The organism is Ralstonia sp. R-29, from assembly GCF_049913345.1.
GTDB lineage: Bacteria > Pseudomonadota > Gammaproteobacteria > Burkholderiales > Burkholderiaceae > Ralstonia.
Genome location: NZ_CP184378.1, coordinates 1,395,223 through 1,412,981 on the forward strand (window position 1 = coordinate 1,395,223; position 17,759 = coordinate 1,412,981).

General features: G+C 63.5%; 14 protein-coding genes. 7 read left to right on the forward strand and 7 right to left on the reverse strand.

All coding sequences use genetic code 11. The annotated features are described in order from the left end of the window. Positions 1-6: 6 nt before the first annotated feature. The gene (locus ACN9M1_RS23450; protein ID WP_426399248.1) at positions 7-1,371 is read right to left on the reverse strand and encodes an MATE family efflux transporter; all 1,365 of its coding nucleotides are present in this window, start codon (positions 1,369-1,371) and stop codon (positions 7-9) included. A 362-nt stretch (positions 1,372-1,733) separates the two neighbouring features. On the opposite strand from ACN9M1_RS23450, the gene ACN9M1_RS23455 reads away from it, so the two are divergent. The 4 genes from ACN9M1_RS23455 (at position 1,734) to ACN9M1_RS23470 (ending at position 6,298) form a co-directional block, all read left to right on the forward strand. Beyond that, positions 1,734-3,377 (forward strand): APC family permease, encoded by a 1,644-nt coding sequence (locus ACN9M1_RS23455; RefSeq protein WP_426399249.1) that lies wholly within the window; start codon positions 1,734-1,736, stop codon positions 3,375-3,377. A gap of 143 nt (positions 3,378-3,520) precedes the next feature. Continuing rightward, positions 3,521-4,354: a DUF4349 domain-containing protein gene (locus ACN9M1_RS23460; RefSeq protein ID WP_426399250.1), complete on the forward strand. Its 834-nt coding sequence runs from the start codon at positions 3,521-3,523 to the stop codon at positions 4,352-4,354. Positions 4,355-4,492: 138 nt separating this feature from the next. Further along, complete coding sequence (locus ACN9M1_RS23465; protein WP_426399251.1) at positions 4,493-5,458, forward strand: dienelactone hydrolase family protein; 966 nt, start codon at positions 4,493-4,495, stop codon at positions 5,456-5,458. 54 nt (positions 5,459-5,512) lie between these two features. Further along, a complete protein-coding gene (locus ACN9M1_RS23470) occupies positions 5,513-6,298 on the forward strand; it encodes an alpha/beta fold hydrolase (RefSeq protein ID WP_426399253.1) in 786 nt (261 codons plus the stop codon). 102 nt (positions 6,299-6,400) lie between these two features. On the opposite strand, the gene ACN9M1_RS23475 is transcribed toward ACN9M1_RS23470, so the two are convergent. Then, positions 6,401-7,426 (reverse strand): MerR family transcriptional regulator, encoded by a 1,026-nt coding sequence (locus ACN9M1_RS23475; protein ID WP_426399254.1) that lies wholly within the window; start codon positions 7,424-7,426, stop codon positions 6,401-6,403. Positions 7,427-7,653: 227 nt separating this feature from the next. Here ACN9M1_RS23475 and ACN9M1_RS23480 point away from each other — a divergent pair, with 227 nt between their 5' ends. After that, the gene (locus tag ACN9M1_RS23480; RefSeq protein ID WP_426399255.1) at positions 7,654-9,438 is read left to right on the forward strand and encodes an EAL domain-containing protein; all 1,785 of its coding nucleotides are present in this window, start codon (positions 7,654-7,656) and stop codon (positions 9,436-9,438) included. A 7-nt stretch (positions 9,439-9,445) separates the two neighbouring features. On the opposite strand, the gene ACN9M1_RS23485 is transcribed toward ACN9M1_RS23480, so the two are convergent. Further along, positions 9,446-10,198 (reverse strand): autoinducer binding domain-containing protein, encoded by a 753-nt coding sequence (locus ACN9M1_RS23485; protein WP_426399256.1) that lies wholly within the window; start codon positions 10,196-10,198, stop codon positions 9,446-9,448. Between the two features lie 952 nt (positions 10,199-11,150). On the opposite strand from ACN9M1_RS23485, the gene ACN9M1_RS23490 reads away from it, so the two are divergent. Further along, a complete protein-coding gene (locus ACN9M1_RS23490) occupies positions 11,151-12,581 on the forward strand; it encodes a discoidin domain-containing protein (RefSeq protein WP_426399257.1) in 1,431 nt (476 codons plus the stop codon). Positions 12,582-12,683: 102 nt separating this feature from the next. Here ACN9M1_RS23490 and ACN9M1_RS23495 read toward each other — a convergent pair whose 3' ends face one another. Then, positions 12,684-14,135, reverse strand: a complete 1,452-nt coding sequence (locus ACN9M1_RS23495) for a sensor domain-containing diguanylate cyclase (protein WP_426399258.1) — start codon at positions 14,133-14,135, stop codon at positions 12,684-12,686. Between the two features lie 236 nt (positions 14,136-14,371). Between ACN9M1_RS23495 and ACN9M1_RS23500 the strand changes: the two genes are divergently transcribed. Beyond that, positions 14,372-15,403, forward strand: coding sequence for a 2-dehydropantoate 2-reductase (locus ACN9M1_RS23500; protein WP_426399259.1), 1,032 nt, complete (start codon positions 14,372-14,374; stop codon positions 15,401-15,403). Here the strand turns inward: ACN9M1_RS23500 and ACN9M1_RS23505 are convergent. Genes ACN9M1_RS23505 through treA form a run of 3 tightly spaced genes read right to left on the reverse strand, consistent with a single transcriptional unit; the run spans position 15,400 to position 17,732 of the window. Beyond that, positions 15,400-15,774: a 2OG-Fe(II) oxygenase gene (locus tag ACN9M1_RS23505; protein WP_426399260.1), complete on the reverse strand. Its 375-nt coding sequence runs from the start codon at positions 15,772-15,774 to the stop codon at positions 15,400-15,402. The two genes, ACN9M1_RS23500 and ACN9M1_RS23505, sit on opposite strands and share 4 nt — an antisense overlap. A gap of 48 nt (positions 15,775-15,822) precedes the next feature. Next, complete coding sequence (locus ACN9M1_RS23510; RefSeq protein ID WP_426399261.1) at positions 15,823-16,086, reverse strand: DUF2164 domain-containing protein; 264 nt, start codon at positions 16,084-16,086, stop codon at positions 15,823-15,825. Positions 16,087-16,121: 35 nt separating this feature from the next. After that, on the reverse strand, positions 16,122-17,732 hold the full coding sequence (gene treA / locus ACN9M1_RS23515; RefSeq protein ID WP_426399262.1) for an alpha,alpha-trehalase TreA: 1,611 nt from the start codon (positions 17,730-17,732) through the stop codon (positions 16,122-16,124). Positions 17,733-17,759: the final 27 nt, after the last annotated feature.

The window sequence follows — 17,759 nt, forward strand, 5'->3', positions numbered from 1 at the left end:
GGTGGCCTAGGCCGGCTGCAACTGCGGGGTCCGCCACACTCTTGGCAACAACGCCCCCAGCATCCCCCCACGCAGCCCCATGAACCCCAGCATGGCCAGCCACAACCCGTGGTTGCCCCACAGCGGCTGCAGCGTAACCGACAACCCCCAGAACGCTGCCGCCGCCACGGCCATCGTCACCAGCAGCTCACGCGTGCGGGTCGCGCCGATAAACACGCCGTCAAACTGGAAGCCCCACACCGACACCACCGGCAGCAGCGCCGCCCAGATCAGGTAGTGGCGCGCGGCTTCGCGCACCGCTGGCTGATCGGTCAGCACGCCAATGATGGCGCCGCCCGCTAGCGCGTAGACGGCCGAAAACACCGTCGCACCCAGCACTGACCAGAACGTCGACACGCGAATCGCCATGCGCAGCGCCTGCCGATCGCGCGCGCCCAGGGCTGAGCCCACCAGCGCTTCAGCCGCATGCGCAAAACCATCCAGCCCGTAGGCCATGAAGGTCAGGAAGTTGAGCAGCAGCGCGTTGGCGGCCAGCACCACGTCGCCCTGTTGCGCGCCCGCGTGGGCAAACCAGCCGAAGGCGCCGAGCAGGCACAAGGTGCGCAGGAAGATATCGGTGTTCAGGCCCATCAGGCGGCGCCAGGCGTCTCCCGCCAGCAATTCGGCGCGCGTCAGCGGCGGCAGATCTCGCATCTCTTCCTGCCACTGCAGCCATAGCAGCAGCATGCCCAGCGCAAAGCCCGCCATATCGGCCAGCGCTGTTGCTACGCCGATGCCGCCTACACCCATGCCAGCACCCAGCACGAGGCCCAACACCGCCGCCATGTTCACGGTGTTGATGAACACCTGCAGCAGCAGCGCCCGCCGCACCTGTTGACGTCCGAGCAGCGTACCGAGCACGACATAGTTGGCCAGCGCAAACGGCGCGGACCAGATGCGCGCGTGGCAGTACACCTCCGCCATGTGTGTCACAGACTCGCTCGCGCCCAGCAGCGCCAGCGTGATGCGGATGGCCGGCCCCTGCACCGCTAGCAGCACCGCCCCGATGGCCAACGCCAGCAGCAGCGCGCGGATCACGCTGGCCCGCAAGGCGCGCGCATCGCCCGCCCCATGCGCCTGCGACACCAACCCCGTGGTGCCCATGCGCAAAAAGCCGAAGCCCCAGAACACGAAATTGAAGAACACCCCGCCCAGCGCCACCCCGCCGATGTATTCCGGCCCCGGCAAATGCCCCGCCACGGCGGTATCGACGGCCGACAGGATCGGCTGCGTCAGGTTGGCCAGCACGATGGGAAACGCCAGCGTGAGCACGCGCCGATGCCACTGTGCGGATGATGTCGGTGCAACCGAAGGGATGAGGGAGGAATCCATTGGCGCAAAAACTTAGGGGGAACCATGAAAAAAAGAAGGTGCAACCGCCACCGATTTCGCTATCATTGCGCCCCATTGCGAGCTCCGGCAATCAGGCGGCAAGTGCGGTACCCCGCACAACGTCGTCGGTGACTATACGCGACCCCCCCGGAGAGCAGGCATCGCGCCCTGCCCTTCATCGCGACCGGACTGGTGGGGCTGACACAACGTGTCACCCACACCCGCATGTCCTGCCTGGCGACACCCGCCGTGCAGGATGGTGGGCGATGCCAAAACCGCGTCGCCTCGGTAGAACTAAGCGGATTGGTTAACACACCGCAATACCCTGTCGAGCTTCCAACTCGCCGGGGTGGAGACTCCTCTTGGAAAAACACGTACAACGCAACCTTGGCGCCTGGGCATTGATGCTCACTGGTCTGGGCTCGATCATTGGTTCGGGCTGGCTGTTCGGTGCCGGCCATGCCGCGCAAGTGGCAGGCCCCGCCGCCATCTTTACCTGGGTCATTGGTGCCGTGGTCATTCTGGCCATCGCCCTGACGTATGCCGAACTGGGCGCGATGTTCCCGGAATCGGGCGGCATGGTGCGCTATGCGCGCTACTCGCACGGCTCGCTGGTGGGGTTCGTGGCCGCTTGGGCCAACTGGATCGCCATCGTCACCGTCATCCCCATCGAGGCCGAAGCCTCCATCCAGTACATGAGCTCGTGGCCGTGGCCGTGGGCGCAGGGGCTGTTCCAGAACGGTGAGCTGACCCCGGTCGGCCTGGTGCTCTCTGCCGTGCTGGTGATCGTGTACTTCCTGGTGAACTACTGGGGCGTGAAGGCGTTTGCCAAGGCCAACAGCGCCATCACCATCTTCAAGTTTGTGATTCCGCTGGCAACCGCCGTGGCGCTGATCGCGGCGGGCTTCCACCCAAGCAACTTCGGCATGGCCGAAGGCGCGAGCACGGCGGGCGGCTTTGCCCCGTATGGCTGGTCGGCGGTGCTGTCGGCCATTGCCACCAGCGGCATTGTGTTTGCCTTTAACGGCTTCCAAAGCCCGATCAACCTGGCGGGCGAGGCGCGCAACCCAGGCCGGAACGTGCCCATTGCGGTGATCGGCTCCATCCTGCTGGCGGCCGTGATCTACGTGGCCCTGCAGATTGCCTTTCTGGGCGCAGTACCGCCGGCGTCGCTCGCGGGTGGCTGGCACGGCATCGACTTCCACTCGCCGTTTGCCCAATTGGCGATTGCGCTCAACCTGAACTGGCTGGCCATCGTGCTGTATCTGGATGCGTTCGTGAGCCCCTCGGGCACCGGCGCCACCTACATGGCCACCACCACGCGCATGATCTACGCGATGGAGCGCAACAACACCCTGCCGGCCATCTTCGGCCGCGTGCACCCGATCTTTGGCGTGTCGCGTCCGGCCATGTGGTTCAACCTGGCGGTGTCGTTCATCTTCCTGTTCTTCTTCCGTGGCTGGGGCGCGCTGGCAGCGGTCATTTCGGTGGCGACCGTCATTTCGTACCTGACGGGCCCGATCAGCGTGATGTCGCTGCGCAAGACCTCCCCGGGTCTGCACCGCCCGCTGCGCCTGGCTGGCCTGTCGCTGATCGCACCGTTTGCTTTCGTGTGCGCATCGCTAATCCTGTACTGGGCCAAGTGGCCGCTGACCGGCGAGATCATCGTCCTGATGCTGGTGGCACTGCCCGTGTACTTCTACTACCAGGCCAAAGCCGGCTGGCCCGACTTCAAGACGGAACTCAAGGGCGCCTGGTGGATGATCGCCTACCTGCCGACCATCGCCGCGATGTCGTACTTCGGCAGCAAGGAATTCGGCGGCCTGGGCCTGATCCCCTACGGTTGGGACATGGTCGTCGTGGCAGTTGTGTCGCTGGGCTTCTACCAGTGGGGCGTGGCCAGCGGCTGGCACACCCGCTATCTGGACGAAGTCGAGCACGTGCATGAAGACGCGCCGGCTCAAAGCGGCAAGCGCGCACCGCGCGGCGTACCGCAAGGCGTCTGATACCAACGTCGCCGTCCTCAGAAAAAACGCCCGTCCGGCTCGCCGACGGGCGTTTTTTATGCGCGTTCGCCACCATGGCGCCCTAAGCCGCATGCGCTAGACTGCGCTGCATTTCGCAGCCCCCTCCTCGAACCCCCGTGCCTATGACCCGATTCCTCGGCTTGCTTCTGATCGCGCTGTCCCTGAGCGCTTGCGGCAAGAAGCACGATTCCGAAGCCGGCGGCGCATCGCCCGCCGCGCTGTCCGCCGCTGCGCCAGAAGAACGCGCCAAGATGGCCGACCGCGCCGAGCAACAATTCCTTGCGTACGAGCATCGTGTCTCGCTGGAAGTCGAGCCGCCGCAACTGGAGCCGCTCTACCGCAGCCTGCAAGACGCCTGCGCCAAAGAAGTGGCCTGGCACTGCACGGTCATGGACGCGAGCATCCAGGTGGAACGCGACCAGCGCAACGGCACCGCCCACCTGAACCTGCGCGCCACGCCCGAGGGTGTGCGCGCATTGCGGGCGCGGCTGGCCGATAGCGGCGGCATCGTCAGCCAGGGCACCCATGTCGACGACCTGGCCCAACCCGTGGCCGAAGTCGGCAAGCGCCTGGAGATGCTGCAGAACTATCGCAAGAGCCTGCTGGAGCTGCAGCGCAAAGCCACCAAGGTGGAAGACCTGATCCTGATTGCGGAAAAGTTGGCGGAAACACAATCCGAGCTGGAAGCCGCCACGGGGCAGAACGCACACCTGATGGACCGCGTGAACCGCGAGGTGCTTTCCATCGACATGACCACCCGCCAGACTGGCGCGCGCAGCCTGTGGGCGCCCATCGGCAATGCCGTGCGTGAGTTCATCCCCTCGTTGGTGAATGCCAGTGCGGGTGTGATCCAGGCGGTGGCTTATTTGGTGCCCTGGGCAATCATGCTGGCGATCGCGTGGACGCTGATTGCACGGCTGCGACGCAAATGGCGGCAGCGCAAAGCTGCCAACTGATGGCCCAAGCGCCTGCCTGAACGGCAGGCGCATTTTTTTTGCCCTACGCTGCCTGCTGCAGCCAGCCGCAACCGGGTGGAGAGCACCGATGGCAGACCGTATTATCAAAACCGACGGCTGACGCCAGGAGGATAGGCAATGAAGTGGTTGACTGGTTTCGCCCTTGCCCTGTGCTGCTGGGCCACCGCGTCGCAAGCAGAAAGCAGTGATATCGCGGCGCATGTCGAAGTGCACGCGATTCCCTCGCTCACGCTGTCGGACAGTCAGGTCTTGACCGGCAGCAGAGACGGAAAGCCGGTGGTGGTAGGCGGCGTGCTGCGCCTCGCCCAGGCGAGCGGGCGCCAGCCGGCGGTGGTGCTCATTCACGGTTCCAGCGGCATTGGCCCGAACATCGAGATGTGGGAGCGCATATTTAACGCGATGGGCATCGCCACGTTCGCCATCGACGGCTTCACGGGGCGAGGCATCGTTTCGACGAGTCGCAACCAAAGTCAACTGGGGCGGCTGAATCTCATCATCGATGCATATGGAGCACTGTCCGTGCTCGCTCATCATCCACGAATCGATCCGCAAAGGATTGTTCTGATGGGATTCTCGCGCGGTGGGCAGGCCACGCTGTATGCGGGGATGCGCCGGCTTCATCGGCTCTGGAATACGAGCGATGCACGCTTCCAGGCATACATTCCGTTTTATCCGGATTGCATGACGCGCTATCGCGACGATACCGACGTAGATGCCCCCATCCGAGAGTTCCATGGCGCTGCGGATGACTATGATCCGCCTCAAAAATGCGCCGAGTATGTAGACCGCCTGCGCAAGGCCGGCAACGACGTTGTGATGACGGTGTACCCCGAGGCGCCTCATGCATTCGATCTGCCGTTCGATATGCCACCCACCGTTGCCAAGGGTTCGCAAACCGTGCGCGATTGCAAGATCGCCGAAGACGAGAAGGGGAGATTGATCAACCTTGCGACGCGATCCGAATTCAGCTTCAAGGATGCATGCGTGCAATTGGACCCGCATGTTGGGGCCAACGCCCAGGCGCGCGACGCGGCGATCCATGACGTTCGTGCGTACTTGGTCAGGCTTTTCTCACAGCATTAGTCCAGGATATGACTGACTCCCTTCCTTCCTTCATACAACGTGCGAGAGCAACTCATGAAAGTGCCTCAGAGCCGGTGGCTCAAATCTGCTGCAATCTTGGTCGGGCTCATGGTGGGCCTCTTCACCCTAACAAGTGAGGCAAAGGAAGTGGGCAACCCCATCCGAAATATCGTCCTGGTGCACGGTGCGTTTGCCGATGGCTCCAGTTGGTCAGAGGTCATCGCGGCTTTGCAGCGCAAGGGCTATCACGTGACTGCCGTTCAAAACCCGCTCACCTCTCTGGCGGACGACGTGGCAGCCACCCGCCGTGTTCTGGCGCGCCAGTCGGGCGATGTCATTCTCGTTGGCCACTCCTATGCGGGCGCCGTGGTGACTGAAGCGGGGAACGCAGACAACGTCAAAGGTATCGTCTACCTCTCTGCGCTTGTACCGGACAGTGGGGAATCGGTGTCGGATCTGCTGACGCGCCTGAAAGCGCCCATGGATGGCTTGAAGCCCGATGGGGAAGGCCTGATCTGGCTCGACGATCCAGTCGCCTATCGCCAAGTGATGGCTGGCGATGTGGCTGAGCCCCGTGCACGCGTTCTTGCGGCTACGCAGGTGCCCATTTCCGTATCCGCGTTTGAAGGCAAGGTGTCTCATGCAGCATGGCACGACAAGCCAACGTGGTATCTCGTTACCGAAGAGGACCATGCGCTCAAGACGCCCGTGCAGCGCGAGTTGGCCCAACAGATCAAGGCTCGCGTGACGACAGTGAAATCGAGCCACATGTCGTTGATCTCACACCCGGCCGTGGTGGCTAACCTGATCGATCGCGCAGCTAGAGACGCGCAACATTGAGCATCTGCGGGGCTGCTCGCGAGCTTGCTGGCTCAGGGTACGGGGGGCCTGCTCGGCATATCTGCGCCGCCGTGCCCCCCCTATGGCGGACGAACCGACCGCCTACGCCGCCTGCAACCCCGCCATCGCCTCGCGCACATAGCCAATCAAATCCGGCCCCATCCACGGGCTGGCGGATAGCTCAGGCTCCCGCTCCATCGCCAGACGGATCTTGGCCTGCGTTTGCGGATCATCACCGGCATACGAACGGAACAGCTCAACCCACTGCCGGGCCAGCGTCTGCATCTCGGGTGCGTGCGGCGGCATGCCCTTGGCCAGATGCTGGCGCACTTGCGCAATCAAAGTAGGCCACTCGTTGGCGCGCTTACCGAAGTTCTCGCGCATGTACTGCAACTCGTGCGGCGACAGGTACTTCGCATAGATCGCCAGCTTGGTCTCGTTGGCTGCTTCCATGATGAAGTCGAGCATCGCCAGGCTGATGCCGGTACGGTCCTGCAGAGCCGGCTCGTTGATGTGCATCGTGTGCAGCTTGGCCGTGAGGATCGGGTCCAACGCAGCATCCTGCGCGAGCAGCGCCATCCATTGCTTGGCGAGCGCCTGCGCCTCGCTGCTGCGTGAGGCTACCTGGCGCGTCATCGCATCCTGCACGGTCGACACCAACGCCGCCCACCGCTCATGACGGGCCGTATCGGCATCCATGCGTTCGGCGCGGGCACGTTCTTCCTGCGAAAGATATTTGTCGTACATGGTCATCCATTCCAAGGTTGTGAGCCATTCGGCAAGCTCGGGCTCCTCCTTGCGCACAAGCTGGTCGTGCAGACGGGTCAGCCGATCGCGTAGCACGCTGGCCTGCGTGATCTGCTGATCGAGCATCGCGATCTGCCGTTCCATGATCGTGGTCAGGGGAACGTCCGGGTTTGCCAGGAAAGCCCCGATGTCAGCCAGCGACATACCGAAGCGCCGCAGCGCCTGGATCTGATGCAGCCGGGCGATGTCGGCCTTGTCGTAGAGCCGATAGCCGCTGTCGGAGCGGGCCGAAGGCACGAGCAAACCGATGCTGTCGTAGTGATGCAGCATGCGGACCGTGAGGCCGCAGCGTTTGGCGAGATCGCCCACTTTCAACAGCATGGTCAGCTCCTGTCTTCTGGCTTGGTCACAGGCTAGGACCTCACACAATGTGAGGGTCAAGCGCGATGTGAATGGATGGCACGACGCGCCAAGCATTTTGCCGCAGGCCCCACCGTGGTGGGGACCATCGCCCGCCAGCCCGCGCCGCACCGTGCGTCATAAAAAATTCATTCAAGGCTGCATAAAGAGGACCGTTTAGCGGAACGTCCGAGCTTGCGTCCAACGTCATGACCTCCTCACCGCTTCCCCTGCCTTCCGGTATTGCCCTCGAGATGCTGCGCACGGTGTTCCAGCCGATCTTCCGCCTGTCCACCGCAGAAGTGCTCGGCTACGAAGCGTTGTTACGCGGGCCGGTGGGCTCGGCGATGGAATCGCCCGCCGCGCTGTTTGCCGCCGCCACCAGCACGGCGGACGCGATTGCACTGGAGACCACCGCCGCACGTCTGGCGATCGAACGCTTCTCGGCCATGCGCCTGCCGGGCAAGCTCTTCCTGAACTTCAGCGCCTTTGGCGTGCGCCAGGTGCTACAAGACCATGCCCGCCTGCTGCATGGGATTGCCGCCCACGACCTCCACCCCTCGCGCATCGTGATCGAGCTGACGGAGCAGACCCCCATTGACGACCTTGCCAGCTTTGCCGAGGCGCTATCCGTAGCGCGCGACTTTGGCATTCAATGCGCGCTGGACGATTTCGGCACGGGCAATGCCAACCTGAACCTGCTGATCGAACTCACACCCGATTTCATCAAGCTCGACAAGTACTTCCTGCGCGACATTGCCAAGCATCCGGCCAAGCTGGACATGACGCGCTCGCTGCAGCAAACGCTCAAGGGCAGCGCCACCAGCATCATCGCGGAAGGGCTGGAAACCGAAGAAGAGCTGGGCGTGGTGCGAGACCTGGGCATCCGCTTCGGGCAAGGCTTCTTCCTCGGGCACCCGCAAGACAATCCCGCAAGCGACATGTCGAGCCACGCGGCGCGCGTGCTGCAGTCTTCGCAGATTGCGGTGTTTCCGCAGGCCGTGCGCGTAGGCTGGCGCGCCATCACGGCCAGCAAGCTGCTGCGCGTGGCGCCCACCCTGCCCCTGCGTTGCAGCAACGACGACGTACTGCACCTGTTCAATCGCCACCCCGATCTGCATGCCGTGGCGCTGCTCGATGAAGACGAGCGCCCGCTCGCGCTCATCGCCCGCCGTGCCTTCATCGATCGCTATGCGATGCCGTATCACCGCGAGCTGTATGGCAAAAAGCCCGCGCTGGCGTTTGCCAACCGGCAACCGGTGCTGGTGGAAAAATCCGCCTCGCTGGAAGACATGTCCGCCTTGCTGATGAGCGAAGACCAGCGCTACCTCACCGACGGTTTCATCATCACCGAGCACGGCCGCTACCTCGGCCTGGGCACGGGCGAAGAGCTGGTGCGCACCGTCACGGAGATCCGCATCGAGGCGGCGCGCTACGCCAACCCGCTCACCTTCCTGCCGGGCAACATCCCTTTGAACCTGCACATTGAACGTTTGCTGGAAGCGCGCGCCGAGTTCTACGCCTGCTATGTCGACCTGAACCACTTCAAGCCCTTCAACGATCAGTACGGCTACTGGCAGGGCGACGAGATGCTGAAGATGGGCGCCGCTGTGCTGGCCACGGCGTGCGAGCCCACGCGCGATTTTCTCGGCCACGTGGGCGGCGATGATTTTCTGATCCTCTTTCAAAGCGCGGACTGGCGCGAGCGCATGGAACACGCCATGGCCGCCTTCAACGCCAACGCACTCGCCATGTACACACCCGTAGACCGCGCCGCCGGTGGCATCCACGCCGAGGACCGCAGAGGGGTGCCGGCGTTCTTCCGCTTCGTGACGATGGCGGTGGGAGCACTGCATGTCTGCCCCGGGGCTGCCCGCAACAGTGATGACATCGGCACGGCCGCCGCGCTGGCCAAGCGACGGGCCAAGCAGAGCGACAGCGGCTTCTACCTGGAAGCCATGCGCCCCGCCCAGCCCACGTGTGCCACCGCCTGAAGCACCGCTACAACATCGCCGGAATCAACCCGAGCAGCGCGGCCTTCACTACCGCGTGCGTCTTGTTGGCGGCGTTGAGCTTGGTGATGGCGTTGCGGATGTGGAAGTTCACGTTGCGCTCGGTCATCTCCAGGATGGCTGCGACTTCGGCGGCCGTCTTGCCTTCGGCTGTCCAGTGCAGCGTCTGGCGCTCCACGTCTTTCAGGCGCGCGGCGGCATCCGGCAACAACTTGTTGGCCATCAACGCGCTGATGCTGGCGTGCGTGCGCTGGCTCAGCCAGATCATCTCGGGCTCGCTGGCAGCCAGTTCGTCGTCGGTGACGGGCATGGCGCTGCGCACGAGGCTGAAGGTGCCGAAGATGCCCGTGTGATCTCGAATGGTGTGCGACCACCCGTGGTTGAGCCCGTGCTGGCGGGCCTCCACCCAGAACGGCTCATCTGCCGTAGCGATGCCGGACCACAGCACCGGTTTGACGCTGCGCTGGCCGAACTGCAGCACCGGATCAATGGCTGCATAGCCGCGTGTGCGATAGCGCTCACACCAGCGCTCGGGGTAGGTGCTCCAGCAGATGGTGTTGAAGCGCGTAATGGGAATGGCCGCGCGCAAAGCGTAGGCGTAATAGTCAAAACCCAACTGGCGCACCGCCGGTTGCAGGCAACGGAATACCGCATCGGCATCGGGCAAGGTGTTCAGCTCGTGCAGCAATGCCGCACGCCATGACGCTGCGCCGCCGTGCGCCAGTCGATTGTGAACGCCCATTCCAATCAGCCTCCAGAACCCACGCTGAATCGCCCAGAAACGTCGCGCCCACTTTCGCACTGTTTGCTTTGCACATTTTGAATACGTGGAAAGCGTGATCAGCCTTGCGTTTTACTGAGGGCAATTGTTGGCGTGCTAGAACTATACATAATCCAAACCGAATTGCGTGATATGCATAGCGGCTGTGTTTAGTAGGTTTTCTCGAATATGGTGATTTCGCAATACAGCGATAAACCGATTGATAACCGGATTGCCTTACGCAAAATCCATCTCGTCATTTGCACATGACGTTCTTGTTTGTGGTGTCTATGCCAAATGTGCTTTGCAATTTTTCTAGCTAGGCAATTCGTTTACAACCCTCTGCGTAGGCGAAATTCGCATGACCGGCTTCCGATCCAGGTTGTTGATGCGGTGGAGGTGGCCCTCCGTGCGCATCGTTCTCGCCCGGTGCCGAGACCGCCACAGAGCGTGCTCTGGCGCCGACATTGGGCGATGCGGCGGTGCAACGGCCAGCAAAGATTGCACCTCAACCACGCGACAAAGTGTCGCAGTAAAAATAACAATACCGACGGTGCACGTGCTGGCTGATCAACGTTTCAAAAAATTGATATGTCAGATTTACACACGCATGTGGCGGCCCGTGCCTGCCGCGGCAAATTAGGGCGAAAACGGCTCTCTTATTGGGGTTTCGGATCGTCAGCGAAACCCTTACAGTCTGGCCCGCGACTCGCCTTCTCGATGTAGTCGAGACCCCGACAAGAAGCACGACGATACGAAGCAACAGGGTTTTTGGCGCGTTTCATCCCTCGTCACCCCCCCGGTTGTGTGGCGCTTTTTCAACTTGGTCGACTACCGAGTTTGGCGAAGCTTTGCCCAAATGCCAAGAAGTGATGCGGACTTAATATGGCGGTTGCCACCGCCACTGGCCCACTTGCATAGGAAGTCCTGTTTCATGCGCACCCAATTGTTTTCTTTCGGCCGTATTGGCCTGCTTGCCGGCGCGGCGTTTGCCCTGTTTTCCGCCCCCAGCCAAGCCACCTGCGTAGCCAATCCGCCCACGCAAGCCAACAGCACCTTTCCGGCCAGCCTGACCGGCAAGCTCGCGTACCACAGCTACGTGAGCTATGGCGACGGCACCAGCCAGATCTTCATTTACGACTTCTCGGCACGCACGCTCACGCAAGTGTCAAAGGCCGCCTGGGGCATCCAGGACCCGATGAACGCCGTGTTCAGCCCCGACGGCAAATGGCTCGCCTTCATGGGCATCCAGAACAACGCGTGGAACGTGTACTTCTGGCAGGTCGGCTCGAGCAACATGCCGATCAACCTGACCAACAGCACGGGCCAGACACGCAATGAAGACCCGAAGTTCAGCACCGACGGCAAGTCGCTGCTCTTCAAGCAGAACGGCGACGTGATGCAGGCCACGCTGTCGTACACGAGCTCGGGCCCCGTGTTCACCTCGGTCACCAACCTGACGCGCACCGCACCGACGCTGGAAAACTCGATGCCGTTTGCCACGCCGGATGGCACGGCCGTGTACTACACCACGGGCACGGGTTCGGGCATGGGCCTGTACAAGCAGACGGTGGGCAGCACCAGCAAAGTTGCGTTCGACACGCCGGCAGGCCTAGCCACGTACTACCCGATCGTGCGTGCGGACGGCACCGTGTTCTACGCCCGCTGGCACGATGCCACCAGCCAGGCTGACCAGATCTACACCAAGGTCAACCCGAGCGATACGCCCAACCAGCTCTCGCTCAACGACTGCAACAGCAACAACTCCGACCCCTCGCCCGTGAACAACACGAACTATGTGTTCTTCTCGTCGACCAGCGCCGGCGGCTACCAGCTCTACGTGGGCGATGTGACCACCGGCCAGCGCTGGAGCCTGTCGCAGTTTGGGGTGAACTCGGATACCACCAAGGCCAAGCTGGGCTCGAACTACTACGCCGGCGGCAACACAGTCGCGGCCGCTCAGGCCAGCACGCTGCTCTCGCAAGGCAAGCCGGCCAGCGCGTCGTCGAGCTACAGCGCCAGCCTCGGTCCGGCCTACGCGTTTGACGGCAACACCACCGACACGCGCTGGGATTCCGTTGAAGGCGTAGCGGGCACGCAGTGGCTGATGGTGGATCTGGGCTCCACGCGCACCATCACCGGCGTCGACCTGTACTGGGATGCGGGCGCCAAGGTGTACTCCATTCAGACGTCGAACGACGCCGTGAACTGGACGAACATCTACTCGACCTCGAACGGCGCATCGTGGGGCCACGTGTCGCTCGCCAACCTCAAGGGCAGCGGCCGCTACGTGCGCATGTACGGCACGCAGCGCGCGACGCAGTGGGGCTACTCGCTGGACGAAATGCAGGTGTGGGGTTACTGATCGCCCTGATCGCACCCTGGGCCTGCCGTCCCATCGCCTGACATGACAACGCCCCGGTGGTTTCGGCCATCGGGGCGTTTGTCTTGTGGCGGAGTGACGCGCTCAGGAGGGCAAGGTGGACGGAATCGGCGGCGCAGGCACCGGGGGCGCCGGACGGCTCGCAAGCGGCATGGACACCACGCGGTTGCGACCTCCCACCTTTGCCGCGTAGAGCGCGCGGTCGGCTGTTTCCGTCAACCATGACGGCTGCGCCCCGGGCTCATGCACGAACGTCGCCACCCCAACGCTGACCGTCACATACGGCGCCACTGTCGATTTGACATGCGCAATGCCAAGGGCGACCACGGTATCGCAAACCGATTGCCCCGCCTGCGCCGCGGCAACCGCATCCAGATCGGGCAGCAAGACATAGAACTCCTCGCCGCCGCAACGCGCCACCAAGTCGCCACTGCGGCGCGCGTTTTTGCTCAGGCACGCAGACACGGCGGTCAGGCAGTGGTCCCCATGCGCGTGGCCATAGGCATCGTTGAAGGCCTTGAAGCAGTCCACGTCGATCATCAGCAGCGAGAGTGGCGTGCCCGTGCGCGTGCTGTGCCGCCAGGCGTTCGCCAGCGCCGTTTCAAAGCCGCGCCGGTTGGCAACCCCCGTGAGCGGATCGGTAACGGCCAGCCGCTTGAGTTCCGCCAGCGCGGCACTCAGGCGCGCGTACAACACACCCTGCTCGATCAGCAGCAACAGCAGCACAAAGCTTGCCGCCAGCAGCCCGTAGATGCGCCCCGCATAGAAACCCAGATCGAATCGGCCCGCATTGAACACGGCGCTCAACGCTACATCGCACACCCACACGCACAGCACCACCATCAACCAGATGTCGATGGTGGCGTACGGCTTGCGACGCCACAGCACCCACAGCGCCGCCACACAGAGGCTCCACGTCGTACCAGCCACCCAGAGCATCACCGGCGTGTAGTGGTTGGCCGCCATGATGGCCGGTAGCCAACGCGCTTCGGCCGTGGCCAGCACCACGCACGCAGACGCTACAGCCAGCGTTGCGCCAATCACCAGCCCGATCATCCGCAATGACACCCGCTGCGGCGGCGTGGCGCCCGCGCGATCCCGCAGAAACGCATAGGCCAGCACCGACAGCGGAAACCCGGCGTGCCAGAACATGTAGATCCAGGCGGTGCTCTGCTGGCCGGCCCCCAGCAGCCCTTGCGCAGCAAACAGCCCCGGAAACGTCAGCATGTGGCCGACCGTGAGCATGGCGGTGAACAGGTAGCCGCACGCCAGCACCAGCAGCGCCCGCGAACGCGTAATAACGACCTGCCCGAGCAGCAGCCCTGCGGTAAACAGATCGTTGAGAATGAGTGCCGATTCGTAGATCGGCACGAACGCCGGCACCGGCACCAACGGCACACGCGCAAACGGCACCAGACAAACAAACACCAGCAGCGACAACGCCGCCACCGTGCGCGCCGTCCGCTTGACGTGGCGGCTCGGCGGCGTGTTCAACTCGAAACCAGACGCCTCGCCGGCACGTTCGGAAGCCAACATAATTCCACCCGAAGCAGCCTAGGCTGCTTTGCTCTATTTGATCTAAACCGAACGTAGTGTCACACGGCGCGGACGTGGGTGGCAGCGGGAAATTCCCTCGAGCGTGGCGCGCAAGCCGCAATGCCAGCACTGGCGCGGTTTCCAGAGAAACCGCTCAATTGTAAAAAGCCAGACATTCCATCTCGGTGCCAACAGGCAGGATGGCGCATTCCGTTCCGGGGGCATGGAGGAGCCGCATGGCGAAGATCTGCATCATGGGGGCCGGCTCGATCGGCTGTTACATCGGTGGCCGACTGCGCGCCGCTGGCGCCAACGTGACACTGGTCGGGCGCGCCCACATTGGCGACGCACTGCGCGCGCACGGCCTGACGCTGACGGACTACCGCAACGGCCGGTGGCACGTACCGCCAGCGAACGTTCAGTACGTGACCGGCGCAGACGCAGCGGCCGTTGCCGACCTCGTTCTCGTGACGGCCAAATCCGCCGCTACCCAAGCCATCGCAGAAGACCTCGCGCCCATCCTGCGTGCCGGCACAACCGTCATCAGCTTCCAGAACGGCCTGGGCAATGCTGACGTGCTGCGCGCCGCCCTCCCCCATCAAACCGTACTGGCCGGCATGGTGCCCTTCAACGTCATGCAGCCCAGGCCCGGCGCCTTCCATCAAGGCACGGGCGGGGAGTTGGAGGTGGCGGCATCGCCGGCACTGCAACCGTTTCTCGACCCGTTCAGCCGCGCCGGACTACCGCTCATGCAGCGTACAGACATGCCGGCCGTGCAATGGGCCAAGCTGCTGCTCAACCTGAACAACGCCATCAACGCACTGGCCAATCGGCCGCTGAAGGAAGAACTGTCGCAGCGCGCCTACCGGCGCTGCCTGGCGCTCGCACAACGCGAAGCACTGCGGTTGCTGGCGCGCGCAGGCATCCGGCCCGCCAAACTGACGCCCGTGCCGCCCACGTGGATTCCGCATCTGTTGACCACGCCCGATGCGGTGTTTGCGCGGTTGGGCGGCAAGATGCTCGCCATCGATCCGCACGCGCGCTCGTCCATGTCCGACGATCTGGCTGCCGGCCGCACCACCGAGGTCGACTGGATCAACGGCGAGGTGGTGCAATTGGCGGAACGGCTCGGCCTGCGCGCGCCAATCAACGCGCAATTGTGTGCGCTGGTGCATGTCGCCGAAGCGGCCTCTACGCGCCCGAGCTGGTCTGGCGACGATCTGCTCGCGATATTGCATGCGGCGGCACAGACCCTCCGCAGTCGTTAAACGCGGCCTCGCCCCAGCACCCACCCCACCGACAACACATACCGGCTGCCGCCCACCACGCGCGTCACGCTGTGCTCGCACGCGTCGGGCCGGAACAGCTTGATGCGCCGCGTCTGGAAGATCGGGTTCGCGCAAATGAACTCACCGCCCGCACGCGGCGACTTCAGCACGATGTTCAGCCGATAGTGCCGGCCGTTGGAGACCGGGTCGGTATGCGGCGGGATTTCCGAACCGTCTGGATAGCGGATCAGATAGCTGTCGAACGGGATGGGCCACAGCGCGGTGGCCAGCAGCATCTTGTCGTAGCCCGTGCCCTGGCGGCCACGCTGCCAGCGGAAGGCGGTGCTGAAGAATGCGCGCAAGGAAGACATGGAAGCGAAGCAGCCCCCGCAGTGGAATCCGCGCATGGTAGCCGGGAACTATCGGCGCTTGTCGAACTTCTTCCAGTATTCAAAGGGCTCTTGGTGGCACTCGTAGTCCAACTCCGCCACGCGCGCGTGCAGGCGTTCCTGCACCGCTTGCACGGCGAGGTTGTAGACCACGGGGCCGATCTCTTCCAGAAAGAAGCTCAGCAGCGCACCGGCCTGGATGTTGCCGATGCGCTCTTCCATGTGCTCGCTGAAATAGCGCTGGATGGATTGGACAGCCTCTTCGCGGACGTCGCGGTCAAGTTCGATGGGCATGCACGGGGCTCGCTGGGGCGGGTGAAGCCGTCAGCTTACTGCCCGCGACCGTACGCATCCAGCAGCTTGAGCGTGACGCCGTTGGTCCAGCCAAAACCATCCTGCAGCGGGTATTCACCGCCGCCGCCACCGGTGCCGGTTCCATCGACGATGTATTTCTCGACCAGCTTCTGCTGGCTGGCATAGAGCTGCTCGACGCTGCCGAGAAAGCGCTCGCCGATTGCCTGTGCGAGCGGTTGCCAGCCGTATTTCTGCGCGCCTCGCAACGCAATCCATTGCAGCGGCGCCCAGCCGTTGGGGGCATCCCACTGTTGGCCGGTCTTGAAGGTGGTGGTCGACAGTCCGCCCACTTGCAGCAGCGCTTGCTGCGTCCATTGCAGCGTCTTCCAAGCGCGATCGGGCCGCGCGGCGCCAACGAACAGCGGATACGTCATCGCGGCGGACTTGTTGTCGCGGACGCGGCCCAACTGCCAGTCGTAGTCGGCGTAGTAGCCGGCGGGGTGCCACAGGTAGCGCTCGATGGCGATGGCGCGTTTGCCGGCGCGCACGGAATATTCCACCGTGCAGGCAAAATCCCGCGCCGCCGTGCAGCCGCGTGCGATGGTCTTCTCCAGCTGGAACATCAGGCTGTTCAGATCGACCGGCACGATCGACGTGGTGCGGATGGTCCCCAGCGTGGCGTTGTCGCCAAACCAGCGCGAGCTGAAATCCCAACCGCTTTCAGCCGCTGCGCGCAGGTCACGCCAGACTTCGTTGGCGGGGCGCCCGAGTGTTTGCTGCGCGGTGGTCACGTCTTGCAGATAGGACTCGGGGCGCGGGGTGTCCTGGTCATCCCAGTAGCGGTTGAGCACGGTGCCATCCCGCATGACCACGACGTTGCTGCTCGCCTGCCCGGCGGGCGTGGTAGCAGCGCCGCGCATCCAGTACGCATACTCCTTGCGCAACTGCGGCAGATAGCGTTTGAGCGCAGCGTCGCCCTCCTGTTGCGCGGCGAGTTCCACCATCAACGCAAAGAACGGCGGTTGCGATCGGCTCAGGTAGTACGTGCGATTCCCGTTGGGGATATGCCCAAACTGGTCGATGGCATAGGCGAAGTTGTCGAGCATGTTGTCGACCAGGTCTTCGCGGCCAGCCTCCTGCAGGCCAAGCATGGTGAAGTAGGTGTCCCAGTAGTAGCCCTCGCGAAAGCGTCCACCCGGCACCACATACGGTTTGGGCAGCGGAATCAGTGAGCTGTTGTCGGGCGCCGTGGTGGTGGTGCGCGTGAGCGCCGGCCACAGCCAGTCGATATGCGCACGCAACGTCTGCCCAGCCGGCGGCGTGACAGGCGTATCCACCGGCGGCGTGAAGTACTGGTCGACAAACGTCTTGAGCGAGAAACCCGGCACGTTCTTCTGCGCCTGATACGCCTGCAGGATGACTGCAGGCGTGGCCTTGGGCACCGCATCGACAAAGGTCTTCTGATCCGGATACACCTGCGCGGTCTGCACGGCGACAAACAGGTCCCCGTAAAGCTTGTCGGGCGACGGCGGCAATGCAGCACCGACGCCGACATCCGCCAGCGCGGAAGCCGCCAACCCCAACGTCAACCATGCCGCCAAGTGTGCCGCGCGGCGCCGAATGAAAAAGTGAGTCTGTCGATGCATCGTCGTCTCCTGCCTGGTGGACCGAAA